The following is a 19316-nucleotide window of genomic DNA, read 5'->3' as shown; positions in this document are numbered from 1 at the left end:
GTCGCGGTGGTGATCGCCGCCGGTCTTGGGGTGGCCGGCGCCGCGGCACTGCGGATGCGGGCGACTGCCGGTCGCCCGCCGTTGCCGTCGCCCCGCCGCCCCGGGTCTCCCGCCGGGTCGCAGTCGCCGGACGAGCCGGGCGGGATGCCGGCGGTAGAGTCGGGCGCATGACGGAACGCCTGAGCCCCGGCGACGAGGCACCGAACTTCACCCTGCCCACGGACACCGGCGAGACGCTCACGTTGGGCGACCTGCGCGGCAAGAAGGTCGTGCTCTACGCGTACCCGGCGGCGATGACCCCGGGTTGCACCAAGCAGGCGTGCGACTTCCGGGACTCGCTGGCGTCGCTGCAGGCCGCGGGCTACGAGGTGGTCGGCATCTCCCCCGACAAGCCGGCGAAACTGGCGAAGTTCCGCGAGCACGACGCGCTCACGTTCCCGCTGGTCTCCGACGAGGACAAGCAGGTGCTGACCGCGTACGGGGCGTGGGGCGAGAAGCAGTCCTACGGCCGCACGATCACGGGCGTGATCCGCTCGACCTTCGTGATCGACGAGAAGGGCCGCATCGAACGGGCGATGTACAACGTCAAGGCCACGGGCCACGTAGCCAAACTGCGGCGCGACCTCGGCCTCGACTAGCAAGCCGTACGTTCGTACGCCAGAATGTCGAAGGCCGCACGGCGGCCCGGGGGTCGTAGCCCAATTGGCAGGAGGCAAACGGTTTAGGTCCGTTCCAGTGCGGGTTCGAGTCCCGCCGACCCCACCCGAATGGCTTGCTAGTTCGTGTCCGCTTCGCGGCCACGAACTAGGAAGCCATTCGGCATTCCGATTCCGGGGGCGACCCCCGGAGACCCCACGGTGGGTGGGCGCGGTCCGCGGTATGCGGGAGGCCAGTCCCAACGTCACCGTTGGGTCTGACCTCCCGAGGGAGTCAGCCTGAGCGGAGGCCACGCGCCGCTACACGGCATCAAGATGCGGTTGGTCTTCATCCCGGACAGTCGTCGGCTTGGGAGGAACAGCGATGGGTGAACTGCCGGACTTCACCGCCATGACCAAGGAAGAGATCGGCGACTGGTTCCTGAACAACGACACCAGCGCTCTGGTGGGGGCTGCCGAGCCGGCGGTCGAACCGATGGTGCAGGTCGATGAGCATGGTGCGCCAACGCGGCCACGCCGGCTGAGGCAGTGACTGCGCCTAGGTCAGGGTCATCGCGCGCGTAGCGTGGCGATGGCCTGGTCGATGCGGCGCTTGCGGGTCTCGGGCCTCTTCGCGCTTTCGATGGCGCGGACGTGTTCGCGCTTGCGGCTGTCGGTGAGGTTGTCGTAGGCCGCGCGGGCGAGTGGGTCGGCGGCCAGGGCATCGGCGAAGTCCGCGGGCTCGACGGCGACGCGCGGCTCGGTGTCCAACTCCACGTCGACCTCGACCTCCTCGCCGACCGTGACGCCCGCGGCCTGGCGGTTGGCGTTGCTCAGGCCGAGCAGGTGGCGGCCGCGCATGATGGCGACCCGGCTCCGCCACGAATGTCCGTTGACCGTGATCGTCACCGGTGGCCGCGCTCCCCCGCCGAGCGCCTCCACCACGGCGGGCGGAACCTCCAGCCCCCGCATGGGTTCGGGCGGCTCGACGACGGTGCGAAACTTCACGACTGCTCCTTGATGATCGGCCCGGTCTTGACGACACTACCGCCGCGTCCTGTGTGCTCTGAGTGACGGCGTGATCACTCATTCGTTACGTGGTGTGGGTCAACACGGCCCGCCAGTAACCGATCGCAGGAGGCTTCGTTGGACAACTCCCGCTCGTCGTCAAGGGTGCCCGCCGGCAACCCATGGTGGCGGCATCTGCTCCAGTTGATCGCCGTGGCGACGTTGGTGTCGCTTTCCCTCGCAGCGTCGGGGGCCGCCCCGGCCGCCGCCGGGCGTGGATACCCGGGGACCAAGCCCACCATCGTGCTCGTGCACGGCGCCTGGGCCGACGGCTCGTCATGGAACGGTGTCACGTCACGGCTGTTGAACGAAGGCTTTGTCGTACGCGTGCCACCCAACCCGCTGCGCAGCCTGCCGGGTGACTCCGAGACCATCGCCGACTTCCTGTCCACCATCCAGGGACCGATCATCCTGGCTGGACACTCGTACGGCGGTGCGGTCATCACCAACGCCGCGACCGGCAACCGCAACGTCAAAGCACTGGTGTTCGTGGACGCGTTCGCACCCGCCCAGGGTGAGAACGTCTTCGAACTCTCCGGACCCGACTCCGCACTCTCCGGCGACCCCGCCACGACCTTCGACTTCGTCCCGTACCCGAATTCCCCACCCGGTGACGTCGACCTCTACATCAAGAAGAACGTCTTCCTGCAGTCCTTCGCCAACCTCGTGCCCCGGCAGACCGCGAACGTCCTCTACACCATCCAGCGGCCGTTCGCGTTCAGCGCCGGCGGGCAGTCCTCGGGCCCGCCCGCCTGGCTGAACATCCGCTCCTGGTGGGTGCTCGGGACGCAGGACAAGATCATTCCACCGGCACAGCAGCTGTTCATGGCCGAGCGCGCCAACGCGAAGCTCACCCAGGTGCGCGCCGGCCATCTGTCGCTGGTCACCCGCCCGGACGTCGTGGCCGGCGTCATTCTCCAGGCCGCACGCAGCACAACCTGACCCACGTCGGTCATGGGGTTGTCAGCAACCCCATGACCGACCTAACCGTCCGGGTGCAGGTAGTAGCCGTCGTCGGTCGACAACGTCCGCTTGACCCTGCGGGACTTCTCGTCGGCGAGCACCTCTTCGGCCCCCTGCTCCAGCCGGTCGAGAGTGGTTGCCGCGACCTCGCCCGGATCCGCCTTCGGGACGTCGAGGTCACGCGACAGATCGGTGTCCATGAACCCGACGTGCAAGCTGAGCACATCGACACCTCGCGGCCGCAGGTCCGTACGCAATGCGTTGGTGAAGTTCCAGACAGCAGCCTTGCTCATCGAGTACGGCGCCAGAACGGGAAGGGCGTACCACGCCTCGTCGGAGACGACGTTGACGATGGCCCCGCCGCCGTTGTCGAGGATCACCGGCGCGAGGGCTTGCGTGGTACGGATCACCCCGTACACGTTGACGTCGAACACCCGCTCGGCGCTCGAGATCAGGTCGGGGTCAAGCGTGCCCTTCGGGTGGGCGCTCCCGGTGCCCGCGTTGTTGACCAGCAGCGTCACGTCGTCGCACTGTCGTGCGGCCGCGGCGACCGACGTCGGGCTCGTCACGTCGAGGTCGACCGCGGTGATTCCCGGATGATCGAACGCTTCCGGATCGCGCACACCGACGTAGACCTTGCTGGCCTTGCGCGCCCGCAGTTCCTCGGCCATCGCCAACCCGAAGCCACGGTTCCCACCGGTAACAAACGCAACTGAACCCTCGACCTGCATCCCATTCTCCCGATTGAGCGCGACGGGCGCGGACATGCTGCCTCGGCATACCCGCCCTGACCGTGCTGAACCACCGCCGGGCTGGCCGAGTGTGAATCGACCAGCCCGGTCGCTGACGGAGCGCTAGAGCCGGCGAAGAAGGTTGTCGATCTCCGTGATCTCGGCCTGCTGGTCCTGGACAATCCTGGCGGCGAGAGCCGTGGCGTCCTGGTTGGAACCTTGGGCCATCTCTTGCCGCGCCATCGTGATCGCACCTTCGTGGTGAGCGACCATCATCGTCAGGAACTGCTTGTCGAACGCGGTGCCGCTGGCCGCCGTGAGGGCTTTCATGTCCACCTCGGACATCTCGCCCGGCATGGGCGACCCGCCGTGGTTCATGCCGGCGCCCGGCGATGCGGCCGGCCGACCCCATCGCGACAGCCAGTCCGTCATCGTCCGGATCTCGGGCTCCTGCGCCTGCCTGATCCTGGCCGCGAGGGCTTTGACCTCCCCATCAGCCGCCCGCGTGGCGGCCATGTCAGCCATCTCGACCGCCTGGGTGTGGTGCGGGATCATCATCTGCGCGAACATCACATCCGCGTCGTTGAAGGTCGCCTGTGCCGTGGTTGACGGGTCTTCGCCGGTGGCCATGCCTGACCCGTGGTTCATTCCTGAGTCGGAGGACCCGGCTCCGCCGCAGGCGGACAGCGCGAGTCCTGTCGCGATCGCGACCGCGACGAAGCCGCGCCGCATCACAAGAGAGTTCGTAAACACAAAAGGCCTTTCGGTATCGGTACGTACGCGAGGACGAGTTGATGCGAGACAGCCGTACGGGCGTCCCGCACGCTCGCGGTCCTATACGCGCAGCACCGAAACCGTGGCCAGCTTCAACCCCGTGCGTCGCACCGGTGGCCCGCGAGACAGCGACGGAGCGGAAAAGGCCGGGCGCGCCCAACCGTGGGCGCGAGTCGAGATCACGAGCAGGGCGGTGAGCAGCAGGGCCGCGGCGACGCCGCTCAGCACCGCGAGGCAGATCTCCCAGAAGGACCCACCGTGACGGCCGGGCCCGGTTGGGGTTGAGGCGCGATCACAATCGGCGCAGTCACCGTCCGCGATGGCCGCCGACGACGAGATCTCAGCCGCATGGCCGTTCGCCGAGGCTCCGGCGGCCCGGGAGTGGTGCAGGTCGGTGTGGCCCAGGCTGTGCATCAGCGCCAGGCCCAGGACGGTGCAGATCATGAGGAGCTGCTGCGCGAGGCGCCCGATGCTCCGCGCGGTCGTCTGCCTGCCCGTTCGACGCACGGCGCCACGATACCCCATGGGGGTTTGTTGCTCCCCGATCCGGTGACACACGGCCATCGGCCGACGCTGATCCGGCATTGGACGGTGGGTGGAGGGTCGTCAGATGAGTGGTGACGGTTTGCCCCGCGACGATCGTGCGTGGCCGCGCGGCTCGTTCGTCGTGTCGGCCGTGCTGGTGCTGATCGCGGTGGGATCCAGCGTCGCGTTCGTGGTGGCTGCGGCCGACCGCGGCGCGCTGCAAGCCGCTCTCGTCGCCGGCGGTTTCCTCGTCGCGTTCGGGTACGGGCTCGCCGTGGCTGTGCCCGCGATGCGGCGGGCGATCGCCGGCCGCGACCTACCCGCCCGGCTCACCCTGCTGCAGTTCGCCGGGGTGGTAGTGGCCTTCGTGGTCATGGGGTTCGCGGGCGGCGTCGGCGGGGCCATGCTCACCGGTCTGATCGGTGGCCTCCTGATCGCGAACATGTGGGCGATCCGGAAAGCGCGGGCCAACCGCTCGGTCGTGAACGCTTACGAAGCCTCGCTGCCCCCGACACCGGCCGTCGACGAGCCGCCGGCCCGCGACGTCGACGTCCTCGGGCCGGCTCTGCGTCTCGCCGTGTCGCAGGATGGTCGACGGTCGCTCGCCTGGGTGCTCGCCCTGGCCGTCGTCGTGGTCGGGAGCGCCGCGCTCGACGTGCCCGACCGCGTGCTCGGCTTCGTCGTCCTCGTCGGCGTCCTGCCGGTCGGGTGGGTCCTGCGAAGGCTGGTGGCCGGCTGGTTGGCGCTACGCGACCTCAACAAAGGAACGACACCCAGGCGGGCGTACGTCGTCCTGCTGCACGACCCGGCACCGCGGATGATCAGGCCGCTGCTCGGCGTGTGGGCGGACCCGCCGGTGCCGCGCGGCGGACGGCTGCCGAAGCCCGAGCGGGTCTGGATCTACGGCGGTGCCTACGTGATCGGTGGGGCCAGCCAGCCCGAGTTCGACGGCGCCAACCTCGCCCGCGACGGTGGCGTGGTCGTGGTGACCTTCAACTACCGCCTCGGCGTGGAGGGGTTCGCGCAGATCACCGGCGCCCCACCCAACCGCGGGCTGCTCGATCAGGTGGCCGCACTGGAGTGGGTGCGCGCGAACATCGCCGCTTTCGGTGGCGACCCCGAAGAGGTCACGGTATTCGGTCAGTCGGCGGGGGCCGGATCGATCGCCGCGCTGCTGGCCATGCCACGCGCGGCCGGGCTGTTCCGCAGGGCCGTCGTGCAGAGCATGCCGGGCACCTACTTCTCGACAGAGCTCGCCGCCGACATCGCCTCCGCGTGCGCCGCCAAGCTGGGACTGCGTCCCGTCGTCGCGGACCTGGCCGACGTGGACCCGGAGCTGCTCGTCCTCGCCGCGGACAACGTCACCGCCACGATGGCCGACCGGGCCGAGCGCTGGGGTCAGCCCGCGCACCGGTCGATCCCGTTCGCTCCCGTCGTCGACGGCGAGGTCCTGCCGACCACGCCCTGGCAGGCGCTGGCCGCCGGCGCCGGCCGCGACATCGACCTGCTCGCCGGACACACGCGCGACGAGCACCGGCTGTTCACCGTGTTCACCGGCTTCCTCGGCGAGGTGACACCGGAGCAGGCACGGACCGCCTTGCGGATCTTCGGCCCCGACGATGGCCGTTACCAAGACGCCGGCCCGGACGAGTTGTACGAGCTGGTGCACTCCGACTGGCTGTTCCGCATGCCCACCCTGCACCTCGCCGAGGCACAGGTCGCCGGCGGCGGCCGGGCGCACTTCTACGAGCTGACCTGGCCCGCCCCGGGCATGGGCGGCGTCCTCGGCGCCTGCCACGGCCTCGACGTCCCGCTCGTGTTCGGCAACCTGACCAGCGGCCAGCCCGCCGTGCTGATCGGTGACAACCCCACCGCCGAGGCGGTGGCACTCTCACGAAAGATGCGGGCCGCCTGGACCCGCTTCGCCTCGCACGGCGACCCAGGTTGGCCGGCCTACGACGCCGACCGCCGGCTCACACAGGTCTTCGACACCTCGCCGGCTCTCACCCCGTACCCGGAAGAGATGTCCCGTCTGATCTGGCAGGACCATGCGTTTCTGCCGCACCCAGTCGTCGCACCGCGGCCATGAGCAGGCGCCAGAACGCGTCCACGTCCAGCCCGACCGCGACGTCCACGTTCGGTGCCCGCCCGGTCCGGCCATGCAGGTCGACGACGGTGGCACCGCGGGTGTGCGTACCCGTCAACTCGACAACGACCGGGGCCGCGACCGTCCGGACGATCGCCGCGTCGATGACCGCGGCCACCGCGATCGGGTCGTGCACCGGCGGATCCGCGAGCCCGAACTCCCGCAGGTAGGTGCTCGCGAAGAACGTCATCAGCTCCGCGCAGACCGCGCCCAGCCGGGTGCCCAGGCCGCGGAACTCGGCGATGACCTCCGCGGTCGCGAGGGCCTGGTGGGTGACGTTGAGTCCGATCATCGTGGTCGGCAGCCCCGACCGCAGCACGATGTCGGCGGCCTCGGGGTCGGTGACGATGTTGAACTCGCCGTAAGGCGTCGTGTTGCCTCGATCGGTCGAACCACCCATGAAGACGATCCGGTGTAGGCGCGGCGCGACCTCGGGATGCCGGCGCAGCAGCAGCGCGACATTGGTCAGCGGCCCGAGCGCGACCAGGGTGACCGGCTCGGTCGAACCCATGATCTCGCGGCGCATCAACTCGACCGCGTGCACGTCGGCGACCTCTGCGACCGGCAGATCGAGGTCGGGCCCGTCGAGCCCCGACGCGCCGTGGATGTATTCGGCGACGCTCAGGTCGCCGACCAACGGCCGGTCGCAGCCGGCGGCGACCGGCACGTCGGTGACGCCGGCCAGGGCGAGCATCTTCAGCGCGTTCCGCGTCGTCTTGTCGAGCGTCTGGTTGCCCGCGACGGTCGTGACGCCGAGCAGTCGCAGCCGGGGGTCGCCGACGGCCAGCAGCAGCGCCAGCGCGTCGTCGTGCCCGGGGTCGCAGTCGACGATCACCGGCTGAGCGGCGTACTCCCTCATTCGCTCGACGATAGATGCACTCACGGCCGGTTCGAGGATTTCTCACGCCGTGCAACGCCGGGCGTCGGCGGCTCCGTCTAACCCGTGCCAACCGTGGCGTACGCGTTAGGAACCTGATGAACAGCCCTCGAGACTGGCCGCGACCCGCCGATGACGTTCCGTCGCCGAAGCGGGCCGGATGAGCCGGCGCGTATCGCGCCGCGCGGTGTTGGGAGCGTCGGTGCTGGCCCTGACGGGCGCCGGCGTGGTCGAGGCGAGCGCCCTGTGGCGGCTGTCCGGCGACGGCGGGACGGCGACGCCGGCCGCGGCGAAACCCAGCCACTCGCCCACGCCCAGCCCGACGCCGGACTACCTGGCCGAGGCGAAGGCGAAGATCACCGCGTACGTGAACAGAGTCGGCAAGGGCCATCTCACGGTGGCGGTGAAAGACCGGGGCTCGGACATCGCGGTCACCGCCGGCGCCACCCGCTTCCAGACCGCCAGCATCATCAAGGTCGACATCCTGGCGGCCCTGCTGCTGCGTGCACGGCAGCGCGACCAGGAGATCACCAACACGGACCGGCGCAACGCCAAGAAAATGATCACCCTGAGCGACAACTCGGCGGCGACGACGTTGTTCTGGAAGGTCGGTGGGACGGCAGGGCTCAACACGGCGAACCGGACCTTCGGGTTGAAGGAGACCGTACCCACGTCGTCCTGGGGGATGTCGAAGACCACGGCGGCCGACCAGATCCGCCTGCTCACCGCGATCACGGACCCGGACGGCCCGTTGGACGACGACGGCCGGAGCTACCTCTTCGACCTGATGAGCCAGGTCGACGAGACCCAGGACTGGGGAGTCCCCGCGGCGGCCGGCGCCGACACCACGGGGGTCTACGTCAAGAACGGCTGGGACACCATCACGGCTGACGGCGGCCTCTGGCAGGTCAACACCATCGGGCGGCTGGTCGAGCCGGGCCACGACTGGCTGGTGGCGGTGCTCTCCAACCACCACAAGACCCAGACCGCGGGCGTACGGATGATCGAGGCAGCGGCCAAGTACGTGCTGGGTGAGCTGCGCAAAATTCCGACCGCGTAGGCGCGTCAGCCTTCCGCCCGTCGCTGCCAATGGATCGTCCAGCCGCGGCGCCAATGCTCGGCGACGACGGGGTGACGCCGCAGCAGCAGCCATTTCCAGACGTCGACCAGCAGGGTTGACGCCAAGGCTCCGAGGATGAGCACGGCGCCGACACCGATGACGAGCCCGAGGGTGGCGTCGGATGGAATCGCCGCGTCGGCGAGCGCGCGGCCGGCCTTGCTGGCGGCCGTGGCCAGCAGCGCGAGGTAGACCAGGACGGCCGCGACGCCGACCAACCGGTGGCGGCGGCGGCATTTCCGGCACCTCGGCACCGCGACTTCCTTTGTGGACAAGCCGCTGCCGTCGCGCCGGAAGAGTTCGACCCGCCGCCAATGCTCTGGTGCACCGGCGTTTTCGGCACAGAAGTGGCACGGCACCGGATCATCCATGTAAGCCAATGTATCCTTTCCGCTGTGCGGGTCGGGGCCTGTCAAACGCCAGAGATCCTCGGCGATGTGGCCGCGGCCGTGGGCGTCGTGCGGGACTTCGCCCGTCAGGCCGACGCCGCCGGGGCTGAGCTGCTGCTGTTTCCGGAGTGCTTCCTGCAGGGGTATCTCGTCTCCGACGAGCATGTGCGGCGGCACGCGCTGGAGATCGGGTCGGCCGGGCTCACGTCGGTGCTGGGCTCGCTGGCGGCGATCAGGCAGACGCTGGTGTTCGGCATCATCGAGCGGGCTTCGGGCGCGTTTTACAACACCGCGGTCGTGGTCAGCGACGGGCGGGTCGTGGGCTCGTACCGCAAGACGTTCCTGACCCCGGGCGAGGCGGTGTTCACGGCGGGCACCGAATACCCGGTCTTCGACCGGTTCGGGATCAACATCTGCTACGACACCCAGTTCCCGGAAGCGGCCGCCGCGGTCGCGGCGGGCGGTGCGCAGGTGCTGCTGGTGCCGGCGCAGAACATGATGCGCCGCGAGAAGGCGTTGTGGTGGCAGGACAGGCACAACGAGATCCGGTCCCGCCGGGCGCGGGAGACCGGCATGTGGCTGGTCTCGGCCGACGTCACCGGCTCGCGCGACCCGTCGCGGGTCGGGCTGGGACCCACCTGTGTCATGAACCCGGCGGGCGAGGTGGTCACCCAGGTGCCGGCCGGCGAGATCGGGATGGTCAGCGTCGAGATCGCCGCAACGGCCCGTCCAGCCACGCGGCCACCTGGCCGGTTCCTCAGCCGGACCACCGTCAGGTCGGGACGTTGCCGCAACAGGTGATCCACCCTGTTAGCCGTGTGGGGGTGTGTCCGCCAGGCCCAGCGCACGATGTGGTCGCGCTCGGTGAGGATTGTCCATAATGGTGGCTCGGTGTTGCCGTTCCACAGCGTCTGCCGGCGCAGCCTGCGGACGACGGTCCGGCGGAAGACCTGCCGCATCACGCGGGACCGTGGCAGGTCGAGCCAGACCAGCAGGTCGGCCCGCTCAGCCAGGCGGGCCCGCACCAGGCTGTACTGCCACTCGGTCACCCACTCCGCCCGCGAACTGAACCGCTCGACCTCGGCCTCGAACGTGGGCAACGGGGTCCAGCCCGGCCCGTGATACAAGGAGTCGATCTCGACATGCGGCACCTGAAGCGTTGCCGCAACCAGCCCGGCAACCGTCGTCTGCCCGGACCCGGACGTGCCCGCGACGATCACCCGCCGCGGGAGGCGCGGCAGCGGGTCGTTGACCGTCAACAACGGCACCGTCAATCCGGGAAGGTCTCGCGGATTGCCGCCTCCAGGGAGCGGCCGGTGGTCGGCTCCACGAACTGGTTGGCCACCATCAGGTCGCCGAGGTGCGAGGGGTTGACGCCTGACTCCTTGCGGCTCAGCGACTGCAGTGCGCCGCCGAGGCGGAGCGATGCCTTGACGGCGGTGGCTGGCAGGTGGCGGACCCGGCGCGGGCGGCCGGCCGCTCCGGCGATGCGCGCGAGCATGTCGCGCCACGTCAGGTTCTCGTCGGCGGCTGGGAGGTCCGCGCCGCTGCGCTGTTCCAGGGCGTCGACCGCGATGCTGGCCACGCTGCGGGCCGAGACCACCGCGGTGCCGCCGGCGGGGGCCAGCAGCGGTGCGCGGGACCGGGCCCAGCGGTCCAGCGGGCCGGCCCAGTTCGGCAGCCGGTCGCCGGCCCGGCCGAAGACGAAGGGCAACTCGATCACCGCCACCGGCAGGTCGGGACCGGCCGCGGCGCGGCCTTCGCCCGCCTGCTCCATCCGGCAGCGGATGTACGTGTGGCGCTCCGCCAGCCGCCACTGCGGGTGCAGCCGTTCGAAGTAGGTGTAGTACGAGCCCATGATGACCCCGCGGGTGAGGCCCTGCGCCCGGGCCGCGGTGAACAGGCGCACCACTGGGTCCACGAGGTCCCTGCGGAACACCGGGTAGATCGGCTTGGGCAGCGGCCGTTGCTCGTCGGTGCGCGCCGCGTAGACCACGCCGTCGTGGCCGGCCAGCAGCGCGCCCAGCTCGTCGACAGAGGCGGTGGCGAGGTCGAGGACGTGGTCGACGCCCGGGCCCGCGCTGCGGGCCGTCGTGGTCGCGTCATGGCCGCGGGCGCGTAGCTCCGCCGTGACATGGGCGCCGATCAGACCGCTTCCGCCGACCACGAGAATTCGCACGCGGGCATCGTCCACTATGGAACCCGTTGTTTGTCAAGCCCGTCAGTCGGCGAACGCCTGGCCGCGGTCGGCCAGGGCGGCGGCGAGGATGCGGACCGCCTTGGGGCCGACGCCGTGCATGGCCAGCAGGTCGCGCCGGCGACAGGCGGCCACCTGGTCGAGCGTGGTGATGCCGGCCTCGAGCAGGGCGCTGTTGGCCGGCCGCCCGATCGGCGGCAGGTCGCCGATCCGCTCCGGCACGTCGCGGGTACTCACGCGATCAGGGTATCCGGTTGCCCGCACGACCTAAGATTTCAGCAGGGACGCCGAAGCGCGCTCCGGGAGGTTGTCGTGGAGATCTCAGGCATTTTCACCGCACTGTTCATCGGCATCATCATCGGCGCGCTGGGCCGGCTGGTCCTGCCGGGCAAACAGCGCATCGGCTTCTGGCTGACCCTGGTGGTCGGCATCGTCGCCGCACTGCTGGGCACCCTGCTCGCGGCCGCGGTCGGCGTCGCGGACACCGACGGCATCGACTGGATCGAGCTGTTCCTCCAGATCGCCTTCGCCGCCGGCGGCGTGGCTCTTGTCGACCGCCTACGCGGCGGCGGCAACCGACGCCGCTCCATCACCCGGTAACCGCCAGGGACGGCGGCACGGACGCGTCGGCCCGATCGACCGGCAAACACTCGCGAGGTCAACCCGCAGCAGCGGTCACGGGCGCCGGCAGCACCGTCAAACCGTGGTAGACGGCTGTCGGTTACGTTGTCGCAAGGTGGCGGTGGACGAAGTCGATCCAGCGGGTGAGAGCTTGCGGCGGGGTGTTGGCGTGTGGGCCGCTGTAGCCGGCCAGCTCTTTCTCCTTCGAGCCGAGCAGGCCGAAGAGGGCCAGTTGACCCTCGCGCGGGAAGATCTCGTCGTGCCACTGGAGGTGGAAGAGCGTCGGGGCCGTGATGCGGGCGGCGTCGTGGGCGATCCGGTGCGGCGCGGACAGCGCCGCGGGCATCGCCGCTGACTGGTGCAGGCCGAACTTGCCCAGGACCGCGCAGCGCAGGCGGTCGCCGAGGGTCGCCGCCAGCGGCAGCCCGTAGCGCGTTCCCATGGACAGTCCGACGTAGGCGAGGCGGTCCGGGATCGCGAGGCCCGCGGCCACGACGGCATCCACGGCGGCCAGCCAGTCGCTGGTCATCCGGTCCAGGACGGCCTCGATCCCCGTCTCGGCGATTCGCGCCTGGTAGTCCGCGGGCGGCAACGGCGAGGACACCCGATCGCCGTGGTGCGGGCCGTCGATCGCGACCGCCGCGAAGCCGCCGTGCGTCGTGAACCACTGCGCCAGCGAGACGATCCGGCTGCTCCGTTTGTGGCCGCTGCCGCCGTGGCCCAGCAGCACCAGGGGTCGCGGGGTCGGGTCGGCGGCCGGCGACCACAGCGCCACCGGCACCTGGCCGACGCGCAACGACCGCTCGACGACGCCGTCCACGCAGCCCATCAAACGCCGTCATGGTCGGGCGTGTCGAGCCACGTACTCCTGGCTGGTCAAGGTTTGGATCGTGGCCATCAGAGTGTCGGTGTGCCGGCGGATGTCCGCCGGGCGGTCGACCCGCACCGGGATCGGCGGGCCGAAGGTGATGCTGTTCGGGTGCCGGCGGGGCAGGCGGGTGCCGGGTGGGCGCAGCCGGTCCGTGCCGACGATGCCGACCGGGACGATGGGCACGCCCGCCCGGTGCGCGAGGCGGACCACGCCGGTGCGGCCGCGGTAGAGACGGCCGTCCGGCGAGCGGGTGCCCTCCGGGAAGATCGCCACCAGGCCGCCGTCGCGCAGGATCGGCTCGGCGGCGTCGAACGCCGTCAGCGCGGCCCGGCCGCCGCCGCGGTCGACCGGGATCGCGCCCATGCCGGTGACGAAACCCCGGGTGAGCGGGGCGCGGAAATACTCGGCCTTGGCCCAGAACGCGATGTGCCGCGGCGTCAGGATGCCGAGGAACAACTGGTCCGCGACCGACAGGTGGTTGGCGGCCAGGATCGCGCCGCCGTGTGGCAGGTGGTCGAGGCCCGTGACGGTGGGCCGCCAGCGCCGGCGCAGGTATCGGCCGACGGTGTGGTGCGCGAGCGCGTACAAGGGCGGCATAGACAGTGTCTACCAGGTGGCCGTAGACACTGTCTATGCCGGTGGGCCGCGCTTGATCCGGTCCCGGTATGCCGCCAGCCCGCCATCGGCCTCGTCCGGTGCCAGTTCCACCCACCACGTGCCGCCCGCCTCGGTGAACTCCCGCACCTGGCGCGCCGGGTCGGCAGACCGCACCACGTTGAAAGCGACGTCGAGCCCGGGCCGGTCGAGCGCCGCCACCACCTCGGCGACGTCGGCCGGCCGCAGCAGGTCACCGGTGCGCTGATGGACCGTCATCAGATAAACGCCGTCCCAGCGCGCGGCGCGCGCGAGCGGCCGGCGGTTGGGCCAGCCGGCCGCCACCCACACCGGAATCCGCGGCTCCTGGATGGGCGCCGGCGCGATGGTGACGTCGTCGAGGCTGAAATGCCGACCGGCGAACGAGAACGGCCGACCGGTCCACAGACCGGCGACGACCTCGAGCGCCTCATCGAGCACGCCGGCCCGCGCCCGGGCGTCCCACTGCTCGCCGAACGGCGTGAAGTCGACCTCGGCGAAACCCAGCCCCACCCCCAGCGTCATCCGCCCGCCCGATAGTCGGTCGACGGTGGTCGCCTGCCTGGCCACCTGCCATGGCCTCCGGCGCGCCAACGGGGTGACCATCACCCCGATCCGGATGCGGTCGGTCGCGGCCGCCACGACGCCTAGGCAGATCCACGGATCGGCCAGCGGATCCGGGGTGTTGAGCCCGTCCTGGAGGAAGAACCCGTCCCAGCCCGCCGCCTCCGCCTCGCGGGCCAGCTCGGCGAGCAGCCGGGGGTCGGCGTAGTCACCGTTGACGGGCACATCGAGTGCGAATCTCATGGTGTGATCGTGGCATTGGGGTGTGACGATTTCGCCGGCCCAACCAGTCTTCGCAGGTGACAGCCACCCAGCCGGCAGGTTGGTGGCACTCGCAGCGTCAGTCCATGATGGTCGGTGATGCGAGCGCGGCCCTGGTCGCGGCGCCGGGCGTGGCCAACCTCGGCGTGTCGGTGGTCAAGACCCAGAACGCGCGGGCGCTGAGCCGGCTGCGGGCGGTGTTGGGCGAGGATTTCGCTCGAGCTGGGTGAGCAACGGGCCGAGCAGATCGTTCAGCTCGCGCGCGATGACGGCGACCGCCCGGCGGGCGGCATGTTCGACCTCGTCGGCGGCCGGGCCGGGCGGCGTCGGCGGCAGGTGGTCGGGCGGGATCGTCGCCGCGACCAGCAACTGGGTACGCAGGTGCGGCGCGCGTACGACATCGTGGTCCGTGGGTGTGAGGTATTGACCAAAGGTCTGTGGCCAGTCGCGCCAGCCGCGGTCCTGCGTCCAGTGCCGGTTGCCCGACAGCTCCGCCGGCCATGGCGCGGCGATCGCCGCCTCGCAGGTCAGCGTGCCGTCCCAGGTGTTGCGGCGGCAGGTGGCGGAGATGACGCGGGGGTGCCGGCGGAGGTACGCGGGCTCGAGCTCCGTCGCGATCCGCCAGGCCGTCGCGGCGAAACCGGTCGACGCGACGTCGCCCCACGTCTCGGCAAATTCGGCAATCTTTTGGCGCACGGCGGCGCCGTAACGGTCTGATTCCTGGTCGAGCCAGCACGCGGCCTTCATGCCCTCGATTATGAGTGGTGACTCAGCTTAATTTTCTCGGCGGCCGTGTCGATCCCCGGCGGAGGCGTTCGACCTTGGCGTGAAAGGGTCGGGAAGCGACCCGCGCTAGAGGGAGACGATCATGGCGAAGTACATGCTGATCATGCGGGGTACGGACGAGACGACCGCCGCGATGATGGCCACGCCGTTCGACGAGATGCTGGCCACGATGGGTCGGGTCAACCAGGAGATGATCCGGGCCGGGGTGCTGCTCGCGGCCGAGGGTCTCGACGACCCGACGCAGGGCGTCGTGGTCGACCTGAGCACGCAGGCGCCGGTCGTGACCGACGGCCCGTACGGGGAGACCAAGGAACTCTTCGGCGGCTTCTGGATGGTCGACGTCGCCTCGAAGGAGGAGGCGGTCGAGTGGGCCAAGCGGCTGCCGTCGATGCCGGGCGTGAAGTGCGAGATCCGGCGGGTGCCGACGATCGACGAGTTCCCGCAGGACAACGAGTGGGTGGCCGCGGAGCGGTCGTGGCGCGAACGGACCGGCCAGCTCTGATGGCCGGGATCGACGGCGGCGGCCCGCCGGACGCCGACTCGGCGCGGCGGGCCGTCGACGCGGTCTGGCGGATCGAGTCGGCCCGGATCATCTCGGCGCTGGCCCGCTACACCGGCGACTTCGAGCTCGCCGAGGACGTCGCCCAGGAGGCCGTCGCGGAAGCGCTGGTCACCTGGGCGCGCGAGGGCACGCCGGCCTCGCCGGTGGGTTGGCTGCTGTCGACCGCACGGCGGCGGGCGATCGACGGCTTCCGCCGCCGGGCGGCGTTGGACGACCGCTACGCGACGATCGCGACGCTGTCCGCGGACGACGAAGACGATCTGCTCTGGGACCCGGACCGGGTCGACGACGACGTGCTCGCGCTGATGTTCATCGCCTGCCACCCGGTGCTGTCGCCGGAGGCGCGGGTGGCGCTGACGCTGCGCACCGTCGGCGGTCTGTCCACTGAGGAGATCGCTCGCGCGTTCCTGGCATCGGTGCCGACGATCCAGGCCCGGATCACCCGGGCCAAGAAGACCATCGCGGCGGCGGGCGTCCCGTTCGAGCTGCCGCCGGCGGCGGACCGCCGGGACCGCCTGGGCGGCGTGCTGAGCGTGCTCTACGTGATCTTCACCGAGGGCTCGACGGCGACGGCGGGCGACCGGTTGCTGCGCACGGACCTGGCGTACGAGGCGATCCGCCTGGCCCGGATGCTGACCGCGCTGCTGCCTGCCGAGCCGGAGGCGTTCGGCCTGCTCGCCCTCTGCGAGCTGACGGCGGCACGGTTCCCGGCCCGCACGGGACCCGACGGCGAGGCGGTGCTGCTGGAGGACCAGGATCGCGGGCTGTGGGACCGGTCGGCGATCCGGCGGGGCCAGGCCGCGATCGACCGGGCATCGTCGCTGGGCCGGGGCCTGGGCCCGTACGGCCTCCAGGCGGCCATCGCCGCCTGCCACGCCGCGGCGCCGTCGGTTGGGGAGACGGACTGGGAGCGAATCGTGCTCCTCTACGAGGCCCTGGGCCGAATCGCGCCGTCCCCGATCGTCGAACTGAACCGCGCGGTCGCGGTAGCGATGGCCGCCGGCCCGCTGCCGGCATTGTCTATTGTGGATGACCTAGTGGCCGGCAACCGGTTGGCCGGCTCGCATCTGCTGCCGAGCGTGCGCGGCGAGCTGTTGATCCGGCTTGGCCGCACCAGGGAGGCCCGGGCGGAACTGGAGCTGGCGGCCCGCCTGTGCGGCAACACCCGCGAACGCGCGGTCCTGCTCCGCAAAGCCGCCAGCCTGAGCTGATCGCCACGCCCGCGGCGCGGATGCGATCGTTGACCGACCAGTCGCAGGGGAGATGTCCGGTGCGGACCATCCGCTTCGCCGAATTCCGCGAGAACCTCGCGGCGGAACTCGACACCGTGATCAACGACGGCGCCGAAGTCGCTGTCACCCGGTCAGGACGCCCGTCAGTCGTGATCGTGCGACTGGCGGAGTGGGAGTCGATGAAGGAGACCGAGTACCTGCTCCCGACCCCGGCCAACGCGGCCGCACTGCGTCGGTCGATCGCCGAGCTCGAGGCCGGGGACGAACGACAAGCGATGAGCACAATCAGCAGCGGGTCGGAAGGCCGCAGTGGCTTTCCGACCCGCTGCTGACCGTTGGCTAGCTGTTGAGGTCCGCCAGGCGGCGGCTTTCCTTGTCGCGGAACGCCGCGCCGAACGTGGTCTTGCCGTTGGTGCGGAGCAGTGAGCCGTCGTACACCCGGGCCCCGATGCCGATCAGGATCGCGGCCGCGATCACCATCACGCCCAGCGACAGCAAGGGCTCCCAACCCGCCGCGTCGCCGGTGAACAGCCGCACCGGCATCGCCGTCGGTGCCGAGAACGGGATGTAGGACAGCAGCGTCATCACCGGCTTGTTGTCGCTCAGGAAGACGACCAGGAAGAACGGGATCATCACCACCAGCTGCATCGGCATCGAGACGCCCTGCAGGTCTTCCAGGCGGTTGGCCAGCGCACCGACCGCCGCCCAGAGGGCTGCCAGCATCAGGAAGCCCACCAGGAAGAACGGCACGAACCAGCCGATCGACGGGCCGATCAGCGACAGCACCGCGCCGTTGTCGGTCAGTTGCAGGCCCGCGACCGTGACGACCGCGATCAGCGCGATCTGTGCCAGCGCGAGCAGGCCGCCGGCGAGCACCTTGCCGATCAGGAGGGCCCGGGTCGGCACGCTGGCCACCAGGATCTCCACGATCCGGGTCTGTTTCTCCTCGACGACGCTCTGCGCGATCTGCAACCCGAACGTCAGCGAGGTGAAGAAGAAGACGATCGCGAAGCCGAAGGGTACGAAGTAGGCCAGCAGCGGATCGACCGCGTCCGGGTTGAGCAGTTGGACGGTCGGCGCGGAGCTGAGCGCGTCGATCACGTCGCGCGGCGCGTCGTCCATGGCCAGTACCCGCGGCTCGCCGCCCCCCGTTACCACTGCGGCGTCCGCGTCACCGTCGCGTACCGCCTGCTCGGCGGCCGCGTCGTCGCTGACCTGGGTCACCTCCAGCCCCGCGTCGCGCAGGGTCGTGGCCGAGGCCGAGTCGGCGACCGCGACGCTGGACGCGCCGCCGCCGAGCATGGCCGGCAACACGGTGCTGCCGACCGCGATCAGCAGGAAGAGGATCGTACTGATGAGGAAGGTCTTGTCCTTGATCTTGACCTTCAGCTCGCGGGCCGCGATCAGCCGGATGGCGGACGACGTGTTCATCGGGCAACCTCTCGGAAGATCTCGGCGAGCGAAGGCGTGACGGGACCGAACGACCGCACCGCGCCGCGCTCCAGGGCCGCGCGGAGCACCACCTGGTCGTCGGCGCCGTCGGCGAGGTCGAACACGGCGCGCGGGCCGTCGAGGTCGACCAGTGTCACACCGGGCTGGTCGCGCACCCAGCCGGCATCGCCGGCCACGACCAGGGCGAACCGCCGCTGTGCGTACGAGTCGCGCAAGCTGTCCTTGCTCCCCGCGGCCTTGATGGCGCCGCCGGCGATGATGACCAGGTCGTCGCAGAGCCGCTCGACCACGTCGAGCTGGTGGCTGGAGAAGAGCACCGGAACGCCGCGGTGGGTCCGCTCGCGCAGCACGCTGACGACGGTGTCGACGGCCATGGGGTCGAGCCCGGAGAACGGCTCGTCCAGTACGAGCACGTCGGGGTCGTGCACGAGCGCCGCCGCGATCTGGGCGCGCTGCTGGTTGCCGAGCGAGAGGTTCTCGACGGGGTCGTTGGCCCGCTCGCCGAGGCTGAGCCACTCCAGCAGGTCGTCGACGTTGCGGTTGACGGCCTGGACCGTGAGGCCGTGCAGGCGACCGAGGTAGACGAGCTGGTCGCGTACGGTCATCTTCGGGTAGAGCCCGCGCTCTTCCGGCATGTAGCCGAACCGGCGCCGGTCCTCGCGGGTCAGCCGGTTGCCCTGCCAGGTGACCTCGCCCGAGTCGGGGGCGAGCACACCCAGGATGATCCGCATGCTGGTCGTCTTGCCGGCGCCGTTGGCGCCGACGAACCCCGTCATCCGGCCGGCGGTCACGTCGAACGTCACGTCCCGGAGGACTTGGCGGTCGCCGAAGCTTCGGTTGATCGCTTCGAGATGAAGCACCTTCGTCATGCCTACAAGGCTATGAACGGGCGGTTCCGGCGTCGTCCGGCGC

General features: G+C 70.5%; 24 protein-coding genes and 1 tRNA gene. 11 read left to right on the top strand and 14 right to left on the bottom strand.

Annotated elements, in window-relative coordinates; translation table 11 throughout:
- Nucleotides 1-167: 167 nt before the first annotated feature.
- From bcp to Air01nite_RS04375, 3 genes are all read left to right on the top strand, one after another.
- Complete coding sequence (gene bcp, locus Air01nite_RS04385; protein WP_203700469.1) at nucleotides 168-638, top strand: thioredoxin-dependent thiol peroxidase; 471 nt, start codon at nucleotides 168-170, stop codon at nucleotides 636-638.
- Between the two features lie 49 nt (nucleotides 639-687).
- Nucleotides 688-762 (top strand) — tRNA-Leu (locus Air01nite_RS04380).
- A 258-nt stretch (nucleotides 763-1020) separates the two neighbouring features.
- On the top strand, nucleotides 1021-1188 hold the full coding sequence (locus tag Air01nite_RS04375; RefSeq protein WP_203700468.1) for a hypothetical protein: 168 nt from the start codon (nucleotides 1021-1023) through the stop codon (nucleotides 1186-1188).
- Nucleotides 1189-1205: 17 nt separating this feature from the next.
- On the opposite strand, the gene Air01nite_RS04370 is transcribed toward Air01nite_RS04375, so the two are convergent.
- Entirely contained in the window at nucleotides 1206-1643 is a 438-nt protein-coding gene (locus tag Air01nite_RS04370; protein WP_203700467.1) for a YdeI/OmpD-associated family protein, read from the bottom strand.
- 138 nt (nucleotides 1644-1781) lie between these two features.
- Here Air01nite_RS04370 and Air01nite_RS04365 point away from each other — a divergent pair, with 138 nt between their 5' ends.
- Nucleotides 1782-2645: an alpha/beta fold hydrolase gene (locus tag Air01nite_RS04365; RefSeq protein WP_239090482.1), complete on the top strand. Its 864-nt coding sequence runs from the start codon at nucleotides 1782-1784 to the stop codon at nucleotides 2643-2645.
- Nucleotides 2646-2686: 41 nt separating this feature from the next.
- On the opposite strand, the gene Air01nite_RS04360 is transcribed toward Air01nite_RS04365, so the two are convergent.
- The 3 genes from Air01nite_RS04360 to Air01nite_RS04350 form a co-directional block, all read right to left on the bottom strand.
- The gene (locus tag Air01nite_RS04360; RefSeq protein WP_275408179.1) at nucleotides 2687-3397 is read right to left on the bottom strand and encodes an SDR family oxidoreductase; all 711 of its coding nucleotides are present in this window, start codon (nucleotides 3395-3397) and stop codon (nucleotides 2687-2689) included.
- A gap of 123 nt (nucleotides 3398-3520) precedes the next feature.
- Nucleotides 3521-4129, bottom strand: coding sequence for a DUF305 domain-containing protein (locus Air01nite_RS04355; RefSeq protein ID WP_203700465.1), 609 nt, complete (start codon nucleotides 4127-4129; stop codon nucleotides 3521-3523).
- Nucleotides 4130-4231: 102 nt separating this feature from the next.
- Nucleotides 4232-4678, bottom strand: coding sequence for a DUF6153 family protein (locus Air01nite_RS04350; protein WP_203700464.1), 447 nt, complete (start codon nucleotides 4676-4678; stop codon nucleotides 4232-4234).
- A 103-nt stretch (nucleotides 4679-4781) separates the two neighbouring features.
- Here Air01nite_RS04350 and Air01nite_RS40965 point away from each other — a divergent pair, with 103 nt between their 5' ends.
- Nucleotides 4782-6785 carry a carboxylesterase/lipase family protein gene (locus Air01nite_RS40965; RefSeq protein ID WP_239090480.1) on the top strand — a complete coding sequence of 668 codons (2004 nt, stop codon included), beginning with the start codon at nucleotides 4782-4784 and terminating at the stop codon, nucleotides 6783-6785.
- Here Air01nite_RS40965 and Air01nite_RS04340 read toward each other — a convergent pair.
- Nucleotides 6700-7701: a nucleoside hydrolase gene (locus tag Air01nite_RS04340; protein ID WP_239090479.1), complete on the bottom strand. Its 1002-nt coding sequence runs from the start codon at nucleotides 7699-7701 to the stop codon at nucleotides 6700-6702. The genes Air01nite_RS40965 and Air01nite_RS04340 overlap by 86 nt on opposite strands.
- A gap of 178 nt (nucleotides 7702-7879) precedes the next feature.
- On the opposite strand from Air01nite_RS04340, the gene Air01nite_RS04335 reads away from it, so the two are divergent.
- The gene (locus Air01nite_RS04335) at nucleotides 7880-8779 is read left to right on the top strand and encodes a serine hydrolase (RefSeq protein ID WP_203700463.1); all 900 of its coding nucleotides are present in this window, start codon (nucleotides 7880-7882) and stop codon (nucleotides 8777-8779) included.
- A 5-nt stretch (nucleotides 8780-8784) separates the two neighbouring features.
- Here the strand turns inward: Air01nite_RS04335 and Air01nite_RS04330 are convergent, their stop codons facing one another.
- The gene (locus tag Air01nite_RS04330) at nucleotides 8785-9207 is read right to left on the bottom strand and encodes a hypothetical protein (protein ID WP_203700493.1); all 423 of its coding nucleotides are present in this window, start codon (nucleotides 9205-9207) and stop codon (nucleotides 8785-8787) included.
- A 66-nt stretch (nucleotides 9208-9273) separates the two neighbouring features.
- Here Air01nite_RS04330 and Air01nite_RS04325 point away from each other — a divergent pair, with 66 nt between their 5' ends.
- Complete coding sequence (locus Air01nite_RS04325) at nucleotides 9274-10026, top strand: carbon-nitrogen hydrolase family protein (RefSeq protein WP_239090478.1); 753 nt, start codon at nucleotides 9274-9276, stop codon at nucleotides 10024-10026.
- 469 nt (nucleotides 10027-10495) lie between these two features.
- Here Air01nite_RS04325 and Air01nite_RS04320 read toward each other — a convergent pair whose 3' ends face one another.
- Together Air01nite_RS04320 and Air01nite_RS04315 are read right to left on the bottom strand one after the other, a co-directional pair.
- Nucleotides 10496-11404, bottom strand: coding sequence for an NAD(P)H-binding protein (locus tag Air01nite_RS04320; protein ID WP_203700461.1), 909 nt, complete (start codon nucleotides 11402-11404; stop codon nucleotides 10496-10498).
- A 42-nt stretch (nucleotides 11405-11446) separates the two neighbouring features.
- Nucleotides 11447-11659 (bottom strand): helix-hairpin-helix domain-containing protein, encoded by a 213-nt coding sequence (locus Air01nite_RS04315; RefSeq protein WP_203700460.1) that lies wholly within the window; start codon nucleotides 11657-11659, stop codon nucleotides 11447-11449.
- Nucleotides 11660-11734: 75 nt separating this feature from the next.
- On the opposite strand from Air01nite_RS04315, the gene Air01nite_RS04310 reads away from it, so the two are divergent.
- Nucleotides 11735-12022 (top strand): GlsB/YeaQ/YmgE family stress response membrane protein, encoded by a 288-nt coding sequence (locus tag Air01nite_RS04310; protein WP_203700459.1) that lies wholly within the window; start codon nucleotides 11735-11737, stop codon nucleotides 12020-12022.
- A gap of 121 nt (nucleotides 12023-12143) precedes the next feature.
- On the opposite strand, the gene Air01nite_RS04305 is transcribed toward Air01nite_RS04310, so the two are convergent.
- The 4 genes from Air01nite_RS04305 to Air01nite_RS04290 form a co-directional block, all read right to left on the bottom strand.
- On the bottom strand, nucleotides 12144-12863 hold the full coding sequence (locus tag Air01nite_RS04305) for a dienelactone hydrolase family protein (RefSeq protein ID WP_203700458.1): 720 nt from the start codon (nucleotides 12861-12863) through the stop codon (nucleotides 12144-12146).
- Between the two features lie 18 nt (nucleotides 12864-12881).
- Complete coding sequence (locus tag Air01nite_RS04300; RefSeq protein WP_203700457.1) at nucleotides 12882-13511, bottom strand: lysophospholipid acyltransferase family protein; 630 nt, start codon at nucleotides 13509-13511, stop codon at nucleotides 12882-12884.
- 33 nt (nucleotides 13512-13544) lie between these two features.
- Nucleotides 13545-14354 carry an LLM class flavin-dependent oxidoreductase gene (locus tag Air01nite_RS04295; RefSeq protein WP_203700456.1) on the bottom strand — a complete coding sequence of 270 codons (810 nt, stop codon included), beginning with the start codon at nucleotides 14352-14354 and terminating at the stop codon, nucleotides 13545-13547.
- A 174-nt stretch (nucleotides 14355-14528) separates the two neighbouring features.
- Nucleotides 14529-15119 carry a hypothetical protein gene (locus Air01nite_RS04290; protein ID WP_203700455.1) on the bottom strand — a complete coding sequence of 197 codons (591 nt, stop codon included), beginning with the start codon at nucleotides 15117-15119 and terminating at the stop codon, nucleotides 14529-14531.
- A 121-nt stretch (nucleotides 15120-15240) separates the two neighbouring features.
- Here Air01nite_RS04290 and Air01nite_RS04285 point away from each other — a divergent pair, with 121 nt between their 5' ends.
- From Air01nite_RS04285 to Air01nite_RS04275, 3 genes are read left to right on the top strand one after another with little or no spacing between them, the layout of a single operon-like run.
- Entirely contained in the window at nucleotides 15241-15660 is a 420-nt protein-coding gene (locus Air01nite_RS04285) for a YciI family protein (protein ID WP_203700454.1), read from the top strand.
- The gene (locus Air01nite_RS04280; RefSeq protein WP_203700453.1) at nucleotides 15660-16931 is read left to right on the top strand and encodes an RNA polymerase sigma factor; all 1272 of its coding nucleotides are present in this window, start codon (nucleotides 15660-15662) and stop codon (nucleotides 16929-16931) included. Before Air01nite_RS04285 ends, Air01nite_RS04280 begins: the two co-directional genes overlap by 1 nt.
- A 59-nt stretch (nucleotides 16932-16990) precedes the next feature.
- Complete coding sequence (locus Air01nite_RS04275) at nucleotides 16991-17284, top strand: type II toxin-antitoxin system Phd/YefM family antitoxin (protein ID WP_203700452.1); 294 nt, start codon at nucleotides 16991-16993, stop codon at nucleotides 17282-17284.
- 7 nt (nucleotides 17285-17291) lie between these two features.
- Here the strand turns inward: Air01nite_RS04275 and Air01nite_RS04270 are convergent, their stop codons facing one another.
- Nucleotides 17292-18383: an ABC transporter permease gene (locus Air01nite_RS04270; RefSeq protein ID WP_203700451.1), complete on the bottom strand. Its 1092-nt coding sequence runs from the start codon at nucleotides 18381-18383 to the stop codon at nucleotides 17292-17294.
- Nucleotides 18380-19273, bottom strand: coding sequence for an ABC transporter ATP-binding protein (locus tag Air01nite_RS04265; protein WP_203700450.1), 894 nt, complete (start codon nucleotides 19271-19273; stop codon nucleotides 18380-18382). The genes Air01nite_RS04270 and Air01nite_RS04265 overlap by 4 nt, the downstream gene beginning before the upstream one ends.
- Nucleotides 19274-19316 lie beyond the last annotated feature (43 nt).

This window comes from Asanoa iriomotensis, assembly GCF_016862515.1.
Lineage (GTDB): Bacteria > Actinomycetota > Actinomycetes > Mycobacteriales > Micromonosporaceae > Asanoa > Asanoa iriomotensis.
Note: the sequence above shows the minus strand (reverse complement) of the source record. Positions and strands in the feature narration are given on the sequence as shown.